Raw genomic sequence first — 19,621 nt, forward strand, 5'->3', positions numbered from 1 at the left:
ACGCGGGAACCGTGATCGTCATGTGCCCTTGGCAGGCTCGGGACCCGGCAGGACCACTCGGGAACGCGGCGGAGCGGAACGGACCATGGACGCACAGCAGCAGGACACCGCGGCCCCCGTCGTGCGGCCGCTGGACGGATTCACCGTCGGGGTGACCGCGGCCCGCCGGGCCGAGGAGCTGGGCGCGCTGCTTCAGCGGCGCGGCGCCCAGGTCGTGCACGCGCCCGCGCTGCGCATCGTCCCGCTGCCGGACGACGCCGAACTCCTGGCCGCCACCGAGGACGTGATCGAGCGGGCGCCGGACATCGTGGTGGCGACCACGGCCATCGGCTTCCGCGGCTGGGTCGAGGCCGCCGACGGCTGGGGCCTGGGCGAGGCGCTGCTGGCCCGCCTGGGCGGCGCCGAACTGCTGGCCAGAGGGCCCAAGGTACGCGGCGCGATCCGGGCGGCCGGGCTGACCGAACGCTGGTCACCGGCCTCGGAGTCGATGGCGGAGGTGCTGGAGCGGCTGCTGGAGCGGGGTGTGCACGGCTGCCGGGTGGTGATCCAGCTGCACGGCGAGCCGCTGCCGGGCTTCGTGGAGTCGCTGCGCGCCGCGGGCGCCGAGGTGGTGGGCATCCCCGTCTACCGCTGGATGCCGCCGCAGGACATCGGCCCGGTGGACCGGCTGCTGGACGCGGCCCTGGCGCGCACCCTGGACGCGGTGACCTTCACCAGCGCGCCCGCCGCCGCCTCGCTCCTGAAGCGGGCCGAACAGCGGGGAATGGCGGGGGAATTGCTGGCGGCGCTGCGCCGCGACGTGCTCGCGGTGTGTGTGGGACCGGTCACCGCGCAGCCGCTGGAGGCGCGCGACGTGCCCACCCTGCAGCCCGAGCGCTTCCGGCTCGGCCCGCTCGTACAGCTGCTGTGCCGGGAGCTGCCGGCCCGCGCGCGGACGCTGCCGGTGGCCGGGCGGCAGGTGGAGATCCGCGGTCATGCCGCCCTGGTCGACGGCGCGTTGCGGCCCGTACCGCCGGCCGGGATGTCCCTGCTGCGCGCCCTGGCCCGCCGGCCCGGCTGGGTGGTCTCCCGCGGTGATCTGCTGCGGGCCCTGCCGGGGGCGGGCCGGGACGAGCACGCCGTCGAGACGGCGATGGCCCGGCTGCGGGTGGCGCTGGGGGCGCCGAAGCTGATCCAGACGGTCGTCAAACGGGGGTACCGGCTGGCGCTGGACCCGCGGGCCGACGCCAAGTACGCGGACGACCGGCCCTAGCTGACCTCGGGGCCCTATTCCGGGTTGTTGACCCGGATCTTGGACTGGCCGTGCGGACGGGTCTCCCAGTCCTCCATGAAGCGCGCCTGAAGGCCGTGCTTGCGGGCCAGCTGCAGCAGGGTCTCGGTGCGGTAGTAGAAGTCCTCGCGCAGCACCTGGTGCTCGGCGCCGTCGGTGCGGTCGAAGGTGAAGTCGAAGAAGCCGCCCGGCGCCAGGACGCGGCCGACGTTGGCCAGGCACTCGTCGATCACGGTGATCGGCGAGTGGGAGAAGACGCTGTGCGCGTGCACCACGTCGAAATGCTTCTCGGGCAGGAACTCCAGCTTCAGGTCCTGAGTGATCGTCAGGTGCGGGAGCTTGTCCTGGAGTTCGTAGGTGCTCAGGGTCTTCTTGGCGGCTATCAGGATGTCGGGGGAGATGTCGATCCCGTAGTAGTTGCCGCTGTCCAGGTGCGCGATGAAGCGCCAGCCGGCCCGCAGGTTGCCGCAGCCGATGTCCAGCATGCGGTGCTGCGGGGACAGGCCGTGCTCGCTCAGGTAGTCGAACTGCATCTTGCCCAGCGCCAGCCACCTCTCGTGGCTGCGGCTGCCGACGGCCGCCTCCGGGTTGCGGCCGGTGTCCGAGGCCATCACCGCGCGGTAGTAGTCCACGTGGTCGGGGTGCTTCAGGCGCAGCCAGGTGTCACGGGCGGTGCGCTTGAGGTACGGGGCGATACGGGCCGGATTCTGCGCCGCGTAACGGACCTTGTGGGTGAGGCTGGCGCGGTTCTTCAGGAGCGGTTTGGACGACATGGCGACCTTCGTCAGGAGTGAACGGGGACGGGTGAGAGCGCCCGCTCTCCGGCAAGCGTGCGAGCGTGCGGAGGGGCGCGGCTATGGGCCGATGTGCGTAACGGCGACTCTACATCAGGTGTATACGTTCTATGTATAGACGGGGTGCACAGTGCCCGGTGTTCCAGGGGCGCTGGTATGGACCGGTGCCGAGGGTTCCGGCCCGCGACCGGGCGGGGCACTCTGGGAGGAGCGCGCGAGCGTACGACACGAACAGGGCTAGCGGCGCCCCAGGGTGCCTAAGGAGTGACAGGAACATGGCGGCCCCCTACGACCTGCGGTTCGACTGCGGGCGGATCTGCCTGGACCTGATGGCCACGACCGGTGCGCCCGAGGCCGGTGAGCGGCCCGTCCGGTTCGCAGGGCCCGAACGGCTGGTGACCCCCGAGCACTTGCGGGCCTGGCTCGTCGGCGCCGGGGTGGTGCCGGCCACCGCCTCGCTGGACGCCGTCGACGGCGGCTGGGTCGCCCGCTTCCGGGCGCTGCGCGCGGTGCTGTGGCGCACCGTGCGCCAGGAGCTGACCGGCCGCGCCGCGGACGCCGACCTGCAGTTGCTGCACGCCACCGCCGAGGCCGCGGCGCCGCCCGCCCTGCGCGCCGTACGCGCCGAGGACGGCACCCTGACCGGCGCCCTGCCCGACGCGCCGCAGTGCGCGAGCCTGCTGGCCGCGGTGGCGCGCGACGCGGTCGGGCTGCTGACGGACGCCGCCGCGCGCGGCCAGCTGCGCCAGTGCGAGGGCGAGGCGTGCGCGCTGGTCTACCTGGACACCTCGCGCGGACGGCGCCGCCGCTGGTGCTCCAGCGAGGTGTGCGGCAACCGTGAGCGGGTGGCCCGGCACCGGCGCCGGACGGTGGCGGCGCGGGCCTGAGGGCCGGTGCCCGAGGCGTACCGGCACGGCCGTACGGGACATGACACGGCCCCCGGTCGGGGGGCCGGGGGCCGTGTCGCGAAAGGGCGCACCGTGACCGCGGGAAGGGAACCGACGGGCGCCTCTGGGCAGTTGGGGCGACAGGGGGGCGTGGTGGGCCCTCAGGGGCGCCGCGCGCCGCCGATGAAGAGGTAGTCGGCGCGGTAGGGGACCTCGGCCTCGGCCTGCCGCGCCGGATCGCACGTCCCGGCCGGTGCGGCGCCGCCCTGTGTGTTCAGCCGCAGGATCTCCGTACTGTTCGCGAACAGCCCCTGCGCACTGCCTGCCTGACGGGCCGCCAGGTCGAGTTCGGGGATGTTCGCGGCGCCGTTGGCGGTCTTGCCCAGCAGCTTGCCGGTGACCGCCGAGCGGTCCGGTGCCACCCAGGCGGGCGGGCCCTTGGGGCCGGGCCGGGCGAAGAAGTGCGAGATACCGCCGTCGAGTCGGGCCCGTACACCGTGCTGGGTGAAGGCGAAGGTGCCGTCCTGCTGACGGGTGCAGGCGTAGACCTGCGCCCCCTGGGAGACCGACGACAGGAAGCTGCGCCCCAGCACCCGGTCCATGTCCAGGGAGCCGGACACCCTGTGCAGCTGCCCGCGCACGGCCCCGCCGGGGAACCGCGCGGTGTGCAGGTTGACGTAGAAGCCGCCGGGGTCCCCCCGCAGCTGCCGCAGCAGTCGCCCGTCCGCGATCTCGGCCGTACCGCTGACCGTGGTGCGCCCCTGGGCCGGGCGCTGGGCGAACAGCGGTATCCGCACGGCGCCGTTCGCCCCCTTGGCGCCTTGGTGCACATGGGCCGCCGTGGGGGCCTGGACGCCGCGGAAGGAGAGCGCGAAGGAGACCGTCGCGCCCCGGACGCGCAGGAAGACGATGGCGCGGCCGTCCCGGTCGCCGACGGCGTCGCCGCCCGGCGTGGCCACCTCGTTCGCGCCGTTGAGGCTGCCCGCGAAGAAGGCGTCACCCTGGCCGGCCTGGCCCGTATCGCCCGCGGCGGGCGCGCCGGAGGCGGCGCCGTGACCCCTGTGCGCGGCGCCGCCGCTCAGGGCGCCGGCCGGCAGGACCGCGAGGGTCACTGCGGCGGCGGCCGCGGCGGCGACGGTGGCCGCGGCGACGGTGGTGATCGTCTTGCCGGTGCGGTTCATCGCGGACCTCCCGGTGTGCGGCCGGTGCCCCCTGCACCGGCTATGTCGGGCAGCAGTACGCGGCCCGCCGCCCGCCCCGTTCAGCCGCCGGATGAGGCCTGCCTCACAGGGGCCGGGCTGAACGCGGCGCCCGGTGGATCCGTAAGGCGCCCGCGCCCGCCGCCCGCCCCCGGGGAAAGTCCGGCGGGCGTTGAGTCGCGGAGCGGTCCCGGTGCGTAGAGAGGGCAAAGGGCCCCGAGCCCGGACCGGAAACCGATCAGAAAGCCGACCTGGATGTTCAATCCGCCCTATCGACCGGGGAGTTGGGGTGCGCAAGGATGCCGTCGTGGCCGAACGGACGACACCCGACGAGGAGCTGATGCGGGCCCTGTACGACGAGCACGCGGGCCCGCTGCTCGCTTTCGTGCTGCGCCTGGTGGCGGGGGACCGCCACCGGGCCGAGGACGTGGTCCAGGAAACCCTGCTGCGCGCCTGGCGCAACGCCGAGCAGCTGCGGCACGCGACCGGATCCGTACGCCCCTGGCTGGTGACCGTTGCCCGCCGCATCGTCATCGACAGTCACCGCAGCCGCCAGGCCAGACCCCAGGAGGTGGACGCAGCACCCTTGGAGTCCATGCCCGCCTCCGACGAGATCGACCGGGCCCTGCGCCTGATGACGATCTCCGACGCGCTGGGCGATCTCAGCCAGGCCCACCGAGAGGCTCTGATCGAGACCTATTTCAAGGGACGTACGGTCAGCGAGGCGGCACAAGCGCTGCGGGTACCGGCCGGGACCGTACGGTCCCGCGTCTTTTACGCACTGCGCTCCATGAAGCTCTCGCTAGAGGAACGAGGAGTGACGGCGTGACGCAGCAGCCAACACCGCCGATGCAGCACAGCGACGTCGGCGCCTACGCGCTCGGCGTCCTGGACGCCGACGAAGCGACCCGCTTCGAGGACCACCTCCTCGCGTGCGAGCGGTGCGCCGCCGAACTGGAGGACCTGATGGGCCTTGCCCCCCTCCTCGCCGAGTTCAAGGACTCCGCCCCCGACCAGGAGACGCTGACCGCGGACCCCGCGCCCCGGCCCCAGGTCCTGGCCGGCCTGCTCGAAGAGGCGGACACCGCCCGGCGCACCCGCCGCCGGCGCCGCCGCTACCTCGTCGCCGCGGCCGCCGCGCTCGTCGTCGGCGGCCCGCTGGCCACCGCCGCGCTCCTCTCGTCCCCCGAGGGCCACCACCGCAGCTTCGAGTCGATGGCCCGGCAGATGTACGAGGACGGCGACAAGCTCCGCGGCACCGTCGACCCCGTCACCGAGGTCGCCGCCAACGTCTCCCTGGAGCCCAAGCCCTGGGGCACCCATGTCGCCCTGCGGCTCGGCAACGTCAAGGGCCCGCTGACCTGCGACCTGATCGCCGTCGGCAAGAACGGCGCCGAGCAGACCGTGACCACCTGGGCCGTCCCCGCGTCCGGGTACGGCATCACCGGCGCCTCGGCCACCTCCAAGTGGAACCGGGAGCCCCTGTACGCCCACGGCGGCGCCGCCATGAACCGCGGCGACATCGACCGCTTCGAGGTCCGCACGCTCGACGGCAGGCGCCTGGCGACCGTCAAGACCTGACCCGCCGGGCCGCCCGCCGGGCCGCGCCCGCCGCTCGCGTCCCTGATGTCCCACGTCACGACAGGTGCGCGGATGCCTTGCTTCGCGTACGGTTGACGGCTGCCCTACGCACAGCAGAAGGGGGCCTGGGTGGCCGCGCAGAACGCCACGCACGCGCCGGAGCAGCACGCATCGGATTCCGGCGGCGACGCCGTGCCGCACGGCACACGCGAGCGCGAGATCGGAGCCGAGCAGACGCACCTGGACCGCGTCTACCGGCGACTCGAGGAGAAGATCCACGAGGCCGAGTTCCTGATGGACGACGCCGCCAAGCGCGGCCAGGTCGGCACGCCCGGCGCGCTCGCCGAACGCGACGCCCAGGTCTTCCAGGCCGGTGTCCATCTCAACCGCCTCAATTCCGAGTACGAGGACTTCCTCTTCGGCCGGATCGACCTCCTTTTGGGCAAGGACGGCGAGCGGGGCCCGGACGGCGCGTACACCTCCGTCGAACCGGCCGAAGGCGTCGTCGTCGACAACCGCGCCGAGATCGCCGAGACCCTGCACATCGGGCGCCTGGGCGTCCTGGACGCCGACTACAGCCCGCTGGTCATCGACTGGCGCGCGCCCGCCGCCGCGCCCTTCTACCGCGCCACCCCCGTGGCGCCGGGCCGGGTCGTACGCCGCCGCGTCATCCGCTCCAAGGGCCGCAAGGTGCTCGGCGTCGAGGACGACCTGATGCGCCCGGAGGTCACCGCGACGCTCGACGGCCAGGAGCTGCCCGCCATCGGCGACGGCGCGCTGATGGCCGCGCTGGGCCGGGCCCGCAGCCACTCCATGCGCGACATCGTCTCCTCCATCCAGGCCGAGCAGGACCTGGTCATCCGGGCCCCCGCCGCCTCCGTCACCGAGGTCGAGGGCGGCCCCGGCACCGGCAAGACCGCGGTCGCCCTGCACCGCGCCGCCTACCTCCTCTACCAGGACCGCCGCCGCTACTCCGGCGGCATCCTCATCGTCTCCCCGACCCCCCTCCTGGTCGCCTACACCGAGGGCGTACTGCCCTCGCTCGGCGAGGAGGGCCAGGTCGCCATCCGGGCGCTGGGTTCCCTGGTGGAGGGCGCCGAGGCCACCGCGTACGACCCGCCCGCCGTCGCCCGGATCAAGGGCTCGGCGCGCATGCAGAAGCTGCTGCGCAAGGCCGCCCGCGGCGCGCTGGAACTGGCGGAGCCGAGCGCACCCGCCGCCGCGTCGGCGCCGGAGGGCCAACTCGCCTTCGGCGAGGAGGAAGCCGCCCCCGCGGGCCCGCCCGAGCGGCTGCGCGTGGTGGCCTTCGGCGCCCGCGTCGAGCTGAGCGCCCAGGAGCTGGGCCGTATCCGCAACAACGCCCTCAGCGGTACGGCCCCCATCAACCTCCTGCGCCCGCGCGCCCGCCGCCTGATCCTGGACGCCCTGTGGTCCAAGTCCGGTGCGGGGCGCCGCTACACCGACCCGGAGCTGCTCGCCGAGGCGCGCCAGGCCTTCGACGAGGACATCACCACCGAGCCCGACTTCATCGCCTTCCTCGCCGCCTGGTGGCCCGAGCTCACCCCGCGCGGGGTGCTGGCCGCCATGGCCGACGAGCGCCGCCTGGGCCGCTGGGCACGCCGGGTCCTGACCCCCCGCGAGGTACGCCAACTGGCGCGCTCCCTGCGGCGGCTGGGCGAGGGCGGACAGGGCCCCCTGTCGGTCCACGACGTCGCCCTGCTGGACGAGCTCCAGCTGGTGCTGGGCGCCCCGCCGCGCCCGGCCCGCCGCCGCGAGGCCGACCCGCTGGACCAGCTCACCGGCCTGGAGGAGCTGACCACGTACGCGGACCGCAACTCCGGTGGCCGCAGCAGGCGCGAGCGCCTGGAGGAGGAGCGCACCGACTACGCGCACGTCATCGTGGACGAGGCGCAGGACCTGACCCCCATGCAGTGGCGCATGGTCGGCCGCCGCGGCCGGCACGCCACCTGGACGGTGGTGGGCGACGCCGCGCAGTCCTCCTGGTCCGACCCGGACGAGGCCGCCCTCGCGCGCGACGAGGCGCTGGGCACCCGCCCGCGCCGCCGCTTCACGCTCACCGTCAACTACCGCAACCCCGCCGAGATCGCGGACCTCGCCGCCAAGGTGCTGGCCCTGGCCATGCCCGGCATGCAGTCCCCCAAGGCGGTCCGCTCCACGGGACTTGAGCCCAGGTTCGCCGTAGTGGAGGACAAGAGCGGTCTGCCGGACGCCGTACGCGCCGAGGCCGCGCACCTGCTCGCCCAGGTGGACGGCACGGTCGGCGTGGTCGTGGCGATGAACCGCCGCGAGGAGGCCCGCCGCTGGCTGGCCGGGCTCGGCGACCGGGTGGTGGCGCTGGGCTCCCTGGAGGCCAAGGGCCTGGAGTACGACGCGACGCTGGTGGTCTCGCCCGCCGAGATCGCCGACGAGTCCCCGGCCGGGCTGCGGGTGCTCTACGTCGCGCTGACCCGCGCCACCCAGCAGCTGACCGTGCTCTCCGGCGAGCGCGACGAGCCGGACGGCGAGGGGGTCCCCGACCTGCTGCGGGACTGAACTTCCAGGACTGTGCGGGACGGGATTCGCTTCGGGGGATGGTTTGTTAGCCTTGGTGGTGGCACCGGCTCGATCCAAGCCCCCGGGCCCAACCATCGTCGCTACGAGCGACCACTTGCCGCGAGGCGAGCATGGCGGGTCGGTGCCACCTCAAGCACCGTGAACAGGTCCGCGTCGTCAGCTGACGACGCGGACCTGTTCCGTTTGCGGCCCTCTGCGCCCCTGGGCGGTGAATCCGTACCCCTTCTCGGAGTTGAACCCTTTTCATGGGGTTTCCGGCGAAGGGGCGGGGGCTATCCAGGAGCCGACTCCCTCTCGTATGGTGGAAGAGTCTTTCCGAATAACAGGGCTGGTTACCGTGTACCGGCTGGTAGGTGGGACGATCGGACAACGTGCTCCGGGCTTCGGTCCCTTGGCCGCGGCCGGAGCCGCGCAGAGAAGAACAAGGGAAAGCAGAGGAAGTCGGCCATGGCAACGGCGCCTAGCGTCTCGTACTCGATGACGGTGCGGCTGGAAGTTCCCGCGAGCGGTACCGCGGTCAGCCAGCTCACCACGGCCGTGGAGTCCTCCGGAGGGTCCGTCACCGGCCTCGACGTGACCGCCTCCGGCCACGAAAAGCTCCGTATCGACGTCACCATCGCCGCGACCTCCACCGCGCACGCCAACGAGATCGTCGAGAAGCTGCGCGGCATCGAGGGGATCTCGCTGGGCAAGGTCTCCGACCGTACGTTCCTGATGCACCTCGGCGGCAAGATCGAGATGTCGTCCAAGCACCCCATCCGCAACCGTGACGACCTCTCCATGGTCTACACCCCCGGCGTGGCCCGCGTGTGCCAGGCCATCGCGGACAACCCCGAGGACGCCCGCCGCCTGACCATCAAGCGCAACAGCGTCGCCGTGGTCACCGACGGCTCCGCGGTCCTGGGCCTCGGCAACATCGGCCCCAAGGCCGCGCTGCCCGTCATGGAGGGCAAGGCGGCCCTCTTCAAGCGCTTCGCGGGCATCGACGCCTGGCCGATCTGCCTGGACACCCAGGACTCCGACGCGATCGTGGAGATCGTCAAGGCGATCGCCCCCGGCTTCGCGGGCATCAACCTGGAGGACATCTCCGCGCCGCGCTGCTTCGAGATCGAGGCCCGGCTGCGCGAGGCCCTGGACATCCCCGTCTTCCACGACGACCAGCACGGCACCGCCATCGTCGTGCTCGCCGCGCTGACCAACGCGCTGCGCGTGGTGGGCAAGAAGATCGAGGACGTACGGGTCGTGATGTCCGGCGCGGGCGCCGCCGGTACGGCCATCCTCAAGCTGCTGATCGCGGCCGGCGTCCAGCACGCCGTCGTCGCCGACATCCACGGCGTGGTGCACTGCGCGCGCCCCGACCTGGTGGACGCCGACCCCGACTCGGCGCTGCGCTGGATCGCCGACAACACCAACCCCGAGGGCGTCACCGGCACCCTCAAGGAGGCCGTGGTCGGCGCGGACGTCTTCATCGGCGTCTCGGCCCCCAACGTCCTGGACGGCGAGGACGTGGCCAAGATGGCCGACGGCGCGATTGTGTTCGCACTCGCCAACCCCGACCCCGAGGTCGACCCGGCGATCGCCCGCCAGACCGCCGCCGTGGTGGCCACCGGGCGCTCGGACTTCCCCAACCAGATCAACAACGTGCTGGTCTTCCCGGGCGTCTTCCGTGGCCTGCTGGACGCCCAGTCGCGTACGGTCAACACCGAGATGATGCTGGCCGCGGCCGGCGCGCTGGCCGACGTCGTGCACGACGACGAGCTCAACGCGAACTACATCGTCCCCAGCGTCTTCAACGAGAAGGTCGCGGGTGCGGTGGCCGGTGCGGTCCGCGAGGCCGCGAAGGCCGCCGGTGCGGCTGTGACGGCCGCCACGACGGCCTGAGTACGGCGCGTCGCGTGACACCGGGCCCTCAAGGCCCCCATAGGGTGGCGGGCAGCAAACGGCCGCAGCCCTGTGGGGCGGGGTCAGGCCCCGAACAACGCGGTGCGGAGTGTCTCCACGGACGTCACCACGACGAGGCAGTGGCGCTTTTCGTGTGACCCTCCAGGGTGCCGGATTGGCTTTACCGCCGCAGGTGGGGGCAGGATGCGTACCCGGGCGCGAGGGTCTGGCAGCAGACCCGGGTCCGGGGACTGTCCGAGGGCCCTGGCAGCATCGGCTTCGATCTCACGCCTCATTGGCAAGAAGAACACGGGAGTACAAACATGAACCGCAGTGAGCTGGTGGCCGCTCTGGCCGACCGCGCCGAGGTGACCCGCAAGGACGCCGACGCCGTTCTGGCCGCCTTCGCCGAGACCGTCGGCGAGATCGTCGCCAAGGGCGACGAGAAGGTCACCATCCCCGGCTTCCTGACCTTCGAGCGCACCCACCGTGCCGCTCGCACCGCTCGTAACCCGCAGACCGGCGAGCCGATCAACATCCCGGCCGGTTACAGCGTGAAGGTCTCCGCGGGCTCCAAGCTCAAGGAAGCCGCCAAGGGCAAGTAAAGACCTTGTACGAAGGGCGGCCACCCCTCGGGGTGGCCGCCCTTCGGCGTGTCTAGGCAGCGCGCCCGAAGGGGAAGGCCGTCAGGTCCACCGCCTCCAGGGACGGGACCAGGGTCGTCCGGGGGCCGGGGGAGATGCCCCGGACCGTGGGGACGGCCAGCAGGCGGCAGCCGGCGGCCAGGGCGGCAGCGGCGCCGGTGGGGGTGTCCTCCACCGCCAGGCAGCCGGCCGCGTCCACGCCCAGCGCCGCCGCCGCGGTCAGGTAGGGGTCCGGGTGGGGCTTGCCGCGCGGGGCCTCGCCCGAGGTCACGGACGCGGCGAAGCGGCCCTCGCCCAGGGCGCCGAGGACAAGATCGGCCACATGGCGCTCGGAGGCGGTCACCAGGGCCACCGGGACGCCCAGGGCAGCCGCCTGGTCCAGCAGCCGCAGCGCGCCCGGCTGGACCCGTACACCGGCCGCCACCAGGGCGGTGAAGTCCCGGTCCAGGCGGACGGCGGCCTCGGCGCGGGTGAGCGGCCCGGCGGGCCCCAGGTCGCGTACGAGGCGCTCGGCGGCGTCGGCGATCGCGGCACCCGCGTAGGGCGCCAGCGCGGCCTCATTGGCCGGGGCGCCGTGGGCGCGCAGCAGGTCGGCGACGGCGGCCAGCCACTGGCGCTCGGTGTCGACGAGGGTGCCGTCCATGTCGCAGAGCAAGGCGGCGGGGAGCATGGGGGAGGGCATGACGGCTCGCGTTCGGTAGGGCGGGATCAGGGGCGGACGGCGGGGTCACGGGGCCGGGCGGGGGCCGTGTCCTTCGGTTCCGGTTCGGGCCAGTGCGTTGGCCGCCGTGGAGTTGCGGACCGTGAAGACGACGGCGCCGGGACGGTAGCGGTCGTCGGCGGTCTCCACCGGCCGGCCTTTGGCGGTGGTGGTCGTACGGCGCACCCGCAGCAACGGACTACCCCGTCGCACCTGCAATTCGCGGGCGTCCACGGTGCCCGCGGCGACGGCGTCCAGATGGTGCTCGCCGTGCGCGAAGACGAGCCCCTCGGCGTCCAGCAGGGCCTGGGTGACCGACTCGCAGTCGGCCGGCAGCCGCTCGACGGCGGGCGCCGCCCACCCCGCGTACACGGTGCGCTCCAGCAGGACCGGATCGCCGTCCAGGGTGCGCACCCGCAGCACCCGCAGCACCTCCTGGTGCGGCGCCAGATGCAGCAGCGCCGCCTCCTCGGCGTCCGCCCGGCCGCGGGCGGAGCGAAGGACCAGACCGCCGGGCACATGCCCGCCCGCCCGCGCCCACTGGGCGAAGCTGCGCAGCTCGGTGAAGCTCTGGCTGGGCGCGGTGGACAGGACGACGCGGCGGGCGCCCTGGCGGGAGCCGACCAGCCCCTCGGCCTGAAGGGCGCTCACGGCCTGGCGTACGGTGCCGCGCGAGACGCCGTGCGCGGCGGCCAGCTCCGCCTCGGAGGGCAGTACGCACCCCACCGGGTAGTCGCCGTCGGCGATCGCGCGCCGCAGCGCCTCGGCGATGTGCTGGTGCCGTCGGGTCAACGGGGGCTCCTCACCAGGTCATGACCGCTTCCGCGCGGTCCTCCGCGGGTCGGCAGATCATGGCACCTGCGCGCATCCCCCTGCATCTTCGCAGGGTGCGAGGTATTGCGCCCAACCGCTCTCGCGCCCCCTAAACCTTCCCCTTTATAACGCTTTTGATCTGCGATTTTAATGTCTTCTGGACTTTGTTTAGCGGACATCTTGCTGTGAGCTTTCCCGGGCTTACTGACTAGCGGCTTGTCCAGACAGGTGGACGGCCGAAGACCCAGGAGTTCACATCGTGAAGGCACCCCGACTGCCTCTCTCGCGCCGGGTCCTGGCCCTGTCCGCCGCCGTTGTCGTGGCGGTGACGGCGGCCGGGTGCGGCCGGGCTCCCGCCTCCGTCACCAGCAAGGAGGCCAAGGCGCGCTCGGCGGCCGACCTCGGCGGCATGGACGCCCTCGTCGCGGCGGCCAAGAAAGAGGGGCGGCTCAACGTCTACGCGCTCGCCCCCACCTGGGCCAACTACGGCGAGATGATCAAGGCCTTCGAGAAGAAGTACGGCATCGAGGTCAACAACGAGAACCCCGGCGGCACCAGCCAGCTCGCGCTCGGCGCCGCCGACAAACGCCGCGGCCAGGACCGCGCCGTGGACGCCCTGGACCTGGGCGCCGCGTTCATGCAGAACGCCAAGGGCAAGCGGCTGCTGGTCCCGTACAAGGTGCGGGGCTGGGACGACATCCCCGCCGCGCAGAAGCAGGCGGACGGCTCGTACCTGAACAACTACGGCGGCTATGTCTCCATCGGCTGCGACGCCAAGGCCGTCAGCAAGTGCCCCAAGACCTTCGCCGACCTGCTCCAGCCGGAGTACAAGAACAAGATCGCGCTCAACGGGAATCCGACGGAGTCCTCCTCCGCCTTCTCCGCGATCTTCGCCGCGGCGCTCGCCAGCGGCGGCGGCTTCGACGACGTCCAGCCCGGCCTGGACTTCTTCAGGAAGCTCAAGCAGCGCGGCAACTTCGTCCCCGTGGAGTCCTCGCCCGCCATCATCCGCAAGGGCGAGACCCGCGAGCTGCTGATGGGCGGCGAGGACGTCACCGCCCTCCCTGCCCACCGCCGCGACATCGGCATGGTCTTCCAGTCCTACAGCCTCTTCCCCAACATGAGGGCCGCCGACAACGTCGCCTACGGCCTGCGGGTACGCAAGGCCTCCCGTGCCGAACGCACCGAGCGCGCACGGGAGTTGCTGGACCTGGTCGGCCTGCCCGGCCGGGCAGGTCACTACCCCCATCAGCTCTCCGGCGGCCAGCAGCAGCGCGTCGCCCTGGCCCGCGCGCTCGCCGTACGCCCCCGCGTCCTCCTCCTGGACGAGCCGCTGTCCGCCCTCGACGCCAAGGTGCGCCTCACCCTGCGCGAGGAGATCCGCCGCATCCAGCTCGAACTGGGCATCACCACCCTGTTTGTCACCCACGACCAGGAGGAGGCGCTGTCGATGGCCGACCGCGTCGCCGTGATGATGGACGGCAGGCTCGAACAGCGCGCCGCGCCGGGCGAGTTGTACGACCGCCCCGCCACCCCCTTCGTCGCCGAGTTCGTCGGCACCATGAACCGGCTCCCCGGAACGGTGCGCGAGGGCGGCCTGGTCGAGCTCTTCGGCCGCCGCCTGCCCATCCACGGCACCGCACCGGGCACCGGCGAGGTCGACGTCCTGCTGCGCCCCGAGGGCCTGGCCGTACGCGCCGGAGCCGACGGGGACGGCGCCCCGGCGACCGTACGCGTGGCCACCTTCCTCGGCGCCACCACCCGCCTGCACCTGACCACCGACTCCGGAGTCCCCTTCAAGGCCGACCTGCCCAGCTGGGAGGCCGCGGAGCTGACGCCGGGAGCACGCTGCACGATCACCCCGCACGACAACCCCGTACTGGTAGCCGAGCGCATCGACACCTGAGGAGTGAGCACCAAGTGATCACCAAGCGACGTCTGGCCGTCGGACTGGCCGTGGCGGTGGCCGCCGCCACCACGACCACCGCGACCGCCACCGCCTCCCCCGCCCAGCGCGAGATCGCCCAACTGCGCGTGATGACCATGAACATGTGGGTCGGCGGCAAGAACGTCGACGGCGCCCTGGACAAGCAGCTCGCTGTCATCAAGAAGCACCGGCCCGACGTCGTCGGCCTCCAGGAGACCGCCGGCCACACCGCCAAGGATCTGGCCGAAAAGCTCGGCTGGCACTTCTACCAGTCCGGCTACGACCTCGGTGTCATCAGCCGCTTCCCGATCACGAGCAAGCCCGAGACGACCAGCGCCGCGGCGGGCGTCCGCATCCGGATCGACGAGAAGACGGGCCAGGAGGTCGAGCTGTGGTCCGCGCACCTGGGCTACGACCCGTACGGCCCCTACGACGCCTGCTTCGACAAGATGCCCGTCGACAAGATCATGCAGCGCGAGGCGGAGTCCGGCCGCACTCCCCAGGCCCAGGAGCTGGCCAAGGCCCTGGCCCCCAAGATCGCCGACGCCGACCGCACCCCCGTCCTCCTGGTCGGCGACTTCAACTCGCCCTCCCACCTGGACTGGACGGCCGCCACCAAGTCCGCGCACTGCGGCTACGGCCCCGTCCAGTGGCCCGCCACCAAGACCGTCGAGGACGCGGGCCTCACCGACTCCTACCGCGTCGCCCACCCCGACCCCGCCGCCGCCCCCGGCGCCACCTGGTCCCCGGTCTACCCCCGCCACAACGGCTCCACCGGCGCCCCCGAGCCCCAGGACCGCATCGACTTCATCAACTACGCCGGCAAGTCCCTGAAGGTCAAGGACTCCACGGCCTTCGTCGACGGCACGGTCGAGCCGGCCCCCGACCACAAGAACAACGCCTGGCCCACCGACCACGCCGCGGTCCTGACCACCTTCACGGTGGCCTGACCCACCCCACACGAAAGGGCGGCCGTCACAGACGGCCGCCCTTTCATCATCAGCCCCGGCACCCCGCTGCGGGCACGTCGTGGCTGGTCGCGCAGTTCCCCACGCCCCCTACAGGCCCGGAGTGCACCTTGTGCGACGCCGCCCGATCAGGGGTTCAGCGCCCCGTTCGGCAGCTCGACATTCGCCCCGAGGTCCACCAGCTTGGTCATGAAGTTCTCGTAGCCGCGGTTGATCAGGTCGATGCCGTGGACACGGGAGGTGCCCTGGGCGGCCAGCGCCGCGATCAGGTACGAGAAGCCGCCGCGCAGGTCGGGGATGACCAGATCCGCGCCCTGGAGCTTGGTCGGCCCGCTCACCACCGCCGAGTGCAGGAAGTTGCGCTGGCCGAACCGGCAGGCGGAGCCGCCCAGGCACTCGCGGTAGAGCTGGATGTGCGCGCCCATCTGGTTGAGCGCGGAGGTGAAGCCGAGCCGGGACTCGTACACCGTCTCGTGGACGATGGACAGACCCGAGGCCTGCGTCAGGGCGACCACCAGCGGCTGCTGCCAGTCGGTCTGGAAACCGGGGTGTACATCGGTCTCCAGGGCGATGGCGTTCAGCTCGCCGCCCGGGTGCCAGAAGCGGATGCCCTCGTCGTCGACCTCGAAGGCACCGCCGACCTTGCGGTAGGTGTTCAGGAAGGTCATCATCTCGCGCTGCGAGGCACCGCGGACATAGACCTGACCCTCGGTGGCCAGCGCCGCCGACGCCCAGGACGCGGCCTCCAGCCGGTCCGGCAGCGCCCGGTGGTTGTACCCGCCGAGCTTGTCCACACCGGTGATACGGATCGTGCGGTCCGTATCCATGGAGATGATCGCGCCCATCTTCTGCAGCACGCAGATCAGGTCCTCGATCTCCGGCTCCACGGCGGCGTTCGACAGCTCGGTGACGCCCTCCGCCAGTACGGCGGTCAGCAGCACCTGCTCGGTCGAGCCGACCGACGGGTAGGGCAGCCGGATCTTGCAGCCGCGCAGGCGCTGCGGCGCCTCCAGGTACTGGCCGTCGGCGCGCTTTTCGATCGTGGCGCCGAACTGGCGCAGCACGTCGAAGTGGAAGTCGACGGGCCGGCCGCCGATGTCGCAGCCGCCCAGGCCCGGGATGAAGGCGTGGCCCAGGCGGTGCAGCAGCGGGCCGCAGAACAGGATCGGGATACGCGAGGACCCGGCGTGCGCGTCGATGTCGGCGACGTTCGCGCTCTCCACGTGGGAGGGGTCCAGCACCAGCTCGCCCGCCTCCTCGCCGGGCCGTACGGTCACGCCGTGCAATTGCAGCAGCCCGCGCACGACCCGCACGTCACGGATGTCGGGCACATTGCGCAGCCGGCTCGGCTCGCTGCCGAGCAGCGCGGCGACCATGGCCTTGGGCACGAGGTTCTTCGCGCCGCGGACCTTGATCTCGCCCTCCAGCGGGGTGCCGCCGTGGACAAGCAAAACGTCGTCGGTCATGGATCTCGCGTTCCTGGAGACGGGCAGGGGCCAAGGAGAAATGGTAAGGGGGCGAAAGGGGGTGCCCGTAGGGCAGAGCGGGCTTCGGCCACGTAATGGCTTTGTCACAACACGCTCCGTTTGCCCCCGGGAACACCGCGTGAGCGATCCGGCGCGCGTTCCGGCGGGCCGGTCCGTGCGCCGGTGCTGCCGTCGTACGCCCTGCCCTGCTCTGGCCCGGTTACGGCCATTGACTCCCCGCGGCGGCCCGAAGTGCGGGATCATGTGGCCATGACCGAGGTGTCCTCGCTCACAGGCCGGCTGCTCGTCGCGACACCGGCGCTCGCCGACCCGAATTTCGACCGCGCGGTGGTGCTGCTCCTCGACCACGACGAGGAGGGCTCCCTCGGCGTGATCCTCAACCGCCCGACCCCGGTGGTCGTCGGGGACATCCTCGAGCCCTGGGCCTCCCTGGCCGGAGAGCCCGGGGTCGTCTTCCAGGGCGGGCCCGTCTCCCTGGACTCCGCGCTGGGGGTGGCGGTGGTCCCGGGCGGCCCCGAGGACCTGCCGGAGGCGCCCGAGGAGGGCGGCCTCCCGAGCCGGGGCGACCCCATCGGCTGGCGCCGGGTCCACGGCGCGATCGGCCTGGTCGACCTGGAGGCCCCGCCCGAACTCCTGGCCACGGTCCTCGGCAGCCTGCGCATCTTCGCCGGGTACGCGGGGTGGGGCCCCGGCCAGCTGGAGGACGAGCTGGTCGACGGCGCGTGGTACGTCGTCGAGTCCGAGCCGGGTGACGTCTCCTCGCCCGACCCCGAACAGCTCTGGCGCTCCGTCCTGCGACGCCAGCGCAACGAGCTCGCGATGGTCGCGACGTACCCCGACGACCCGTCCCTCAACTGACGGCCCCCGCGGCGCCGCCTTCGGCGGGGGCGTGGGGTATTTCGGGTGGTCGCCTGAGGTTTCGTCGTGGGGTCGGGGCCGCCCCGGGGGGTGTCTCCTCGGTCGGCGCGTGCACCTCTCACAGAACAGAGCACCGGAAATCGCGCCTGAAGCCTTGCGGGGACACCCCCCGGTGCGTCCCCGACCAGGCCGGTAAGGCGGCTCCCCCCGAGTGGGGGTAAGGGAAAGAAGGACACCCACTCCGGGCGCGACTTGTGCGCCGAGGTGACCAACAAGACGAAGAGGCAAGGGCCTTGTGCGTCGGAGGGGACCGCCGGGGGAGAGCCGCCATCCGGCCGGTCGGGGACGTGCCGGGGGGTGTCCCCGCAGAGATTCAGGCGCGACTCCCGGCTCACTTCGCCTGAGAGGTAAGCGCGCCGACCGAGGAGACACCCCCCGGCGCGGCCCCGACCCCACCCACCCGCAGACAGCGCAGCCCAGCACGGGCATCAACTCGGCCACGGCGGGCGAGGCGGCACCCAGCGCCGAAACCCCGCCCGCAACGACATCAGGCCGGGCCAGGTCAGGTCGGATCCGCGCCGCGCAGGTACTCGACGGCCGCGCGGGTCGCCTCAAGCGGGGTGGCGAACTGCTCGTAGGCGCTGAGGTTGGTGGTCCACGAGCCGTCGGCGAACGGCTGCAAGTGCAGCTGCCTGCCGTCGATGAAGGCCACGAAGCCGCCGTCCTGAGTGGGATGCCCCACGATGTGACGGCTCTGGTAGATCTCGTCGAAGGCCGCCGGTACGCCGCTGCGCTGCTCGGCGGCGACGGGTGCGGCGTCGGCCGCGAACGCCTGCGCGGCCGGAGCCGCCAGCATGATGACGGCGGCAGCCGCGACGGCAGCGGCAACGCGGCCGCCCGGACGGCGGTGGCTGAGGTCGGACATCCTCGATCCCCCTGGTTTCGCGTGGAGTTACGTGCGATGAACAGCGTTCAGCGGGCCCGCCGAATGATCACGGACGAACGTAACGTACTGGAACTTTCAAGTAAAGGTTCCTACCCGCACAGCGCCATGAAGCGCGAGGCCAGCGGATGCGCCCCCCGCGCCGGAACGGCCAGCCGCACCGTCACCGGCGGCGCGTTCTTCAGCCGGATGTAGCGGATCCCCGCATGCGCGTGGCGCTCGGCGACCGAGGCCGGCGCCACCCCGATCCCGTGCCCGGCGGCCACCGCCTCCAGCCACTCGTCGAAGTTGTCGGCGGTGCACGCCAGTTGAGGCCGGCGGCCCTCCGGCCACAGCTCCGGACGGGTCGTACCGGTGACGGTGTTGACCACCAGCGGCAGATCCGCCAGCTCGTCCCAGTCCAGCACCCGCCGCCGGGCCAGCGCACCGGCGAAGTCGCCCTGCGTACGGGCGGCCGGAACCGTACGCGCCACCGCCGCCACCCGCGGCTCCCGCAACAGCACCGCGGTGCTCAGCGTGGCACCGGCCGGCACGTCGCCGCGCAGCACGGCGATATCCGCCTCCCCGGTGTCCAGCCCCGCCAGCGGCGCATCACTGCGGACCAGCCGCACCCCGGCCCCGGTCGCCGCCTCGAAGGCCGCGGTCAGCGGCGCGCACGCGGCGGGCAGCAAAGCGCTGAACCCCAGGCGCAGTACGGCCTGTTCGGCGGGTGAGCGCAGCGCGGCGGCCAGGCGGGGCAGCAGCGGCGCGAGCTCCTCGTACAGGCGCCGCCCGGCGTCGGTGAGAGCGACGTACCGGGTGGTGCGGTCCAGCAGGCGGGTGCCCAGGGCCGCCTCCAGGGCGCGTACGGTCCGCGTCAGTGCGGGCTGACCGATGCGCAGCCGGTCCGCGGCGTGCGTGAAGCTGCGCTCCTCGGCGACAGCCAGAAACCCCCGCAGATGACGCAGCTCGACCCCATCCAGCACATCCAACGCGTCCAGCGGCACCACCCCGGACCCACCACCCACGTCACCCACACCACTCATGCCACCCACACCACTCATGCCGCCCGAGCATAAATGCCCCCGCACCGGCATTTCCCTCCCCTCCCGCCAA

At 72.6% G+C, this 19,621-nt stretch carries 17 protein-coding genes; 10 read left to right on the forward strand and 7 right to left on the reverse strand.

All coding sequences use genetic code 11. The features are described 5' to 3' along the window. Positions 1 to 85: 85 nt before the first annotated feature. Positions 86 to 1,252: a uroporphyrinogen-III synthase gene (locus AC4IJH_RS12165; RefSeq protein ID WP_490851640.1), complete on the forward strand. Its 1,167-nt coding sequence runs from the start codon at positions 86 to 88 to the stop codon at positions 1,250 to 1,252. Between the two features lie 14 nt (positions 1,253 to 1,266). Here the strand turns inward: AC4IJH_RS12165 and AC4IJH_RS12170 are convergent, their stop codons facing one another. Then, the gene (locus AC4IJH_RS12170; protein WP_490851641.1) at positions 1,267 to 2,043 is read right to left on the reverse strand and encodes a class I SAM-dependent methyltransferase; all 777 of its coding nucleotides are present in this window, start codon (positions 2,041 to 2,043) and stop codon (positions 1,267 to 1,269) included. Between the two features lie 296 nt (positions 2,044 to 2,339). Between AC4IJH_RS12170 and AC4IJH_RS12175 the strand changes: the two genes are divergently transcribed. Next, positions 2,340 to 2,951 (forward strand): CGNR zinc finger domain-containing protein, encoded by a 612-nt coding sequence (locus AC4IJH_RS12175; RefSeq protein ID WP_490851642.1) that lies wholly within the window; start codon positions 2,340 to 2,342, stop codon positions 2,949 to 2,951. Between the two features lie 161 nt (positions 2,952 to 3,112). On the opposite strand, the gene AC4IJH_RS12180 is transcribed toward AC4IJH_RS12175, so the two are convergent. Continuing rightward, complete coding sequence (locus tag AC4IJH_RS12180) at positions 3,113 to 4,132, reverse strand: CHRD domain-containing protein (protein ID WP_490851643.1); 1,020 nt, start codon at positions 4,130 to 4,132, stop codon at positions 3,113 to 3,115. A 325-nt stretch (positions 4,133 to 4,457) separates the two neighbouring features. Here AC4IJH_RS12180 and AC4IJH_RS12185 point away from each other — a divergent pair, with 325 nt between their 5' ends. The 5 genes from AC4IJH_RS12185 (at position 4,458) to AC4IJH_RS12205 (ending at position 10,791) form a co-directional block, all read left to right on the forward strand. Beyond that, positions 4,458 to 4,979, forward strand: a complete 522-nt coding sequence (locus AC4IJH_RS12185) for a sigma-70 family RNA polymerase sigma factor (RefSeq protein WP_490851644.1) — start codon at positions 4,458 to 4,460, stop codon at positions 4,977 to 4,979. Beyond that, on the forward strand, positions 4,976 to 5,731 hold the full coding sequence (locus tag AC4IJH_RS12190; RefSeq protein ID WP_490851645.1) for an anti-sigma factor family protein: 756 nt from the start codon (positions 4,976 to 4,978) through the stop codon (positions 5,729 to 5,731). Before AC4IJH_RS12185 ends, AC4IJH_RS12190 begins: the two co-directional genes overlap by 4 nt. A gap of 129 nt (positions 5,732 to 5,860) precedes the next feature. Further along, positions 5,861 to 8,284 (forward strand): HelD family protein, encoded by a 2,424-nt coding sequence (locus AC4IJH_RS12195; protein WP_490851646.1) that lies wholly within the window; start codon positions 5,861 to 5,863, stop codon positions 8,282 to 8,284. A 468-nt stretch (positions 8,285 to 8,752) separates the two neighbouring features. Further along, the gene (locus AC4IJH_RS12200) at positions 8,753 to 10,186 is read left to right on the forward strand and encodes an NAD-dependent malic enzyme (protein ID WP_490851647.1); all 1,434 of its coding nucleotides are present in this window, start codon (positions 8,753 to 8,755) and stop codon (positions 10,184 to 10,186) included. Between the two features lie 323 nt (positions 10,187 to 10,509). Next, complete coding sequence (locus AC4IJH_RS12205; protein ID WP_016645140.1) at positions 10,510 to 10,791, forward strand: HU family DNA-binding protein; 282 nt, start codon at positions 10,510 to 10,512, stop codon at positions 10,789 to 10,791. Between the two features lie 52 nt (positions 10,792 to 10,843). Here the strand turns inward: AC4IJH_RS12205 and AC4IJH_RS12210 are convergent, their stop codons facing one another. After that, entirely contained in the window at positions 10,844 to 11,512 is a 669-nt protein-coding gene (locus AC4IJH_RS12210; protein ID WP_490851648.1) for an HAD family hydrolase, read from the reverse strand. Between the two features lie 45 nt (positions 11,513 to 11,557). Next, the gene (locus AC4IJH_RS12215) at positions 11,558 to 12,322 is read right to left on the reverse strand and encodes a GntR family transcriptional regulator (protein ID WP_490851649.1); all 765 of its coding nucleotides are present in this window, start codon (positions 12,320 to 12,322) and stop codon (positions 11,558 to 11,560) included. Between the two features lie 514 nt (positions 12,323 to 12,836). On the opposite strand from AC4IJH_RS12215, the gene AC4IJH_RS12220 reads away from it, so the two are divergent. Both AC4IJH_RS12220 and AC4IJH_RS12225 read left to right on the forward strand, forming a co-directional pair. Further along, positions 12,837 to 14,249 (forward strand): extracellular solute-binding protein, encoded by a 1,413-nt coding sequence (locus tag AC4IJH_RS12220; RefSeq protein WP_490851728.1) that lies wholly within the window; start codon positions 12,837 to 12,839, stop codon positions 14,247 to 14,249. A gap of 14 nt (positions 14,250 to 14,263) precedes the next feature. Next, entirely contained in the window at positions 14,264 to 15,220 is a 957-nt protein-coding gene (locus AC4IJH_RS12225) for an endonuclease/exonuclease/phosphatase family protein (RefSeq protein WP_490851650.1), read from the forward strand. Between the two features lie 146 nt (positions 15,221 to 15,366). Here AC4IJH_RS12225 and murA read toward each other — a convergent pair whose 3' ends face one another. Continuing rightward, entirely contained in the window at positions 15,367 to 16,704 is a 1,338-nt protein-coding gene (gene murA / locus AC4IJH_RS12230; protein ID WP_490851651.1) for a UDP-N-acetylglucosamine 1-carboxyvinyltransferase, read from the reverse strand. A 270-nt stretch (positions 16,705 to 16,974) separates the two neighbouring features. Here murA and AC4IJH_RS12235 point away from each other — a divergent pair, with 270 nt between their 5' ends. Continuing rightward, on the forward strand, positions 16,975 to 17,583 hold the full coding sequence (locus AC4IJH_RS12235; protein WP_490851652.1) for a YqgE/AlgH family protein: 609 nt from the start codon (positions 16,975 to 16,977) through the stop codon (positions 17,581 to 17,583). 562 nt (positions 17,584 to 18,145) lie between these two features. Here AC4IJH_RS12235 and AC4IJH_RS12240 read toward each other — a convergent pair. After that, complete coding sequence (locus AC4IJH_RS12240; protein WP_490851653.1) at positions 18,146 to 18,508, reverse strand: tyrosinase family oxidase copper chaperone; 363 nt, start codon at positions 18,506 to 18,508, stop codon at positions 18,146 to 18,148. 110 nt (positions 18,509 to 18,618) lie between these two features. Next, positions 18,619 to 19,569 (reverse strand): LysR family transcriptional regulator, encoded by a 951-nt coding sequence (locus tag AC4IJH_RS12245; RefSeq protein WP_490851654.1) that lies wholly within the window; start codon positions 19,567 to 19,569, stop codon positions 18,619 to 18,621. Positions 19,570 to 19,621: the final 52 nt, after the last annotated feature.

It is taken from the genome of Streptomyces sp. UF-297 (assembly GCF_058245575.1).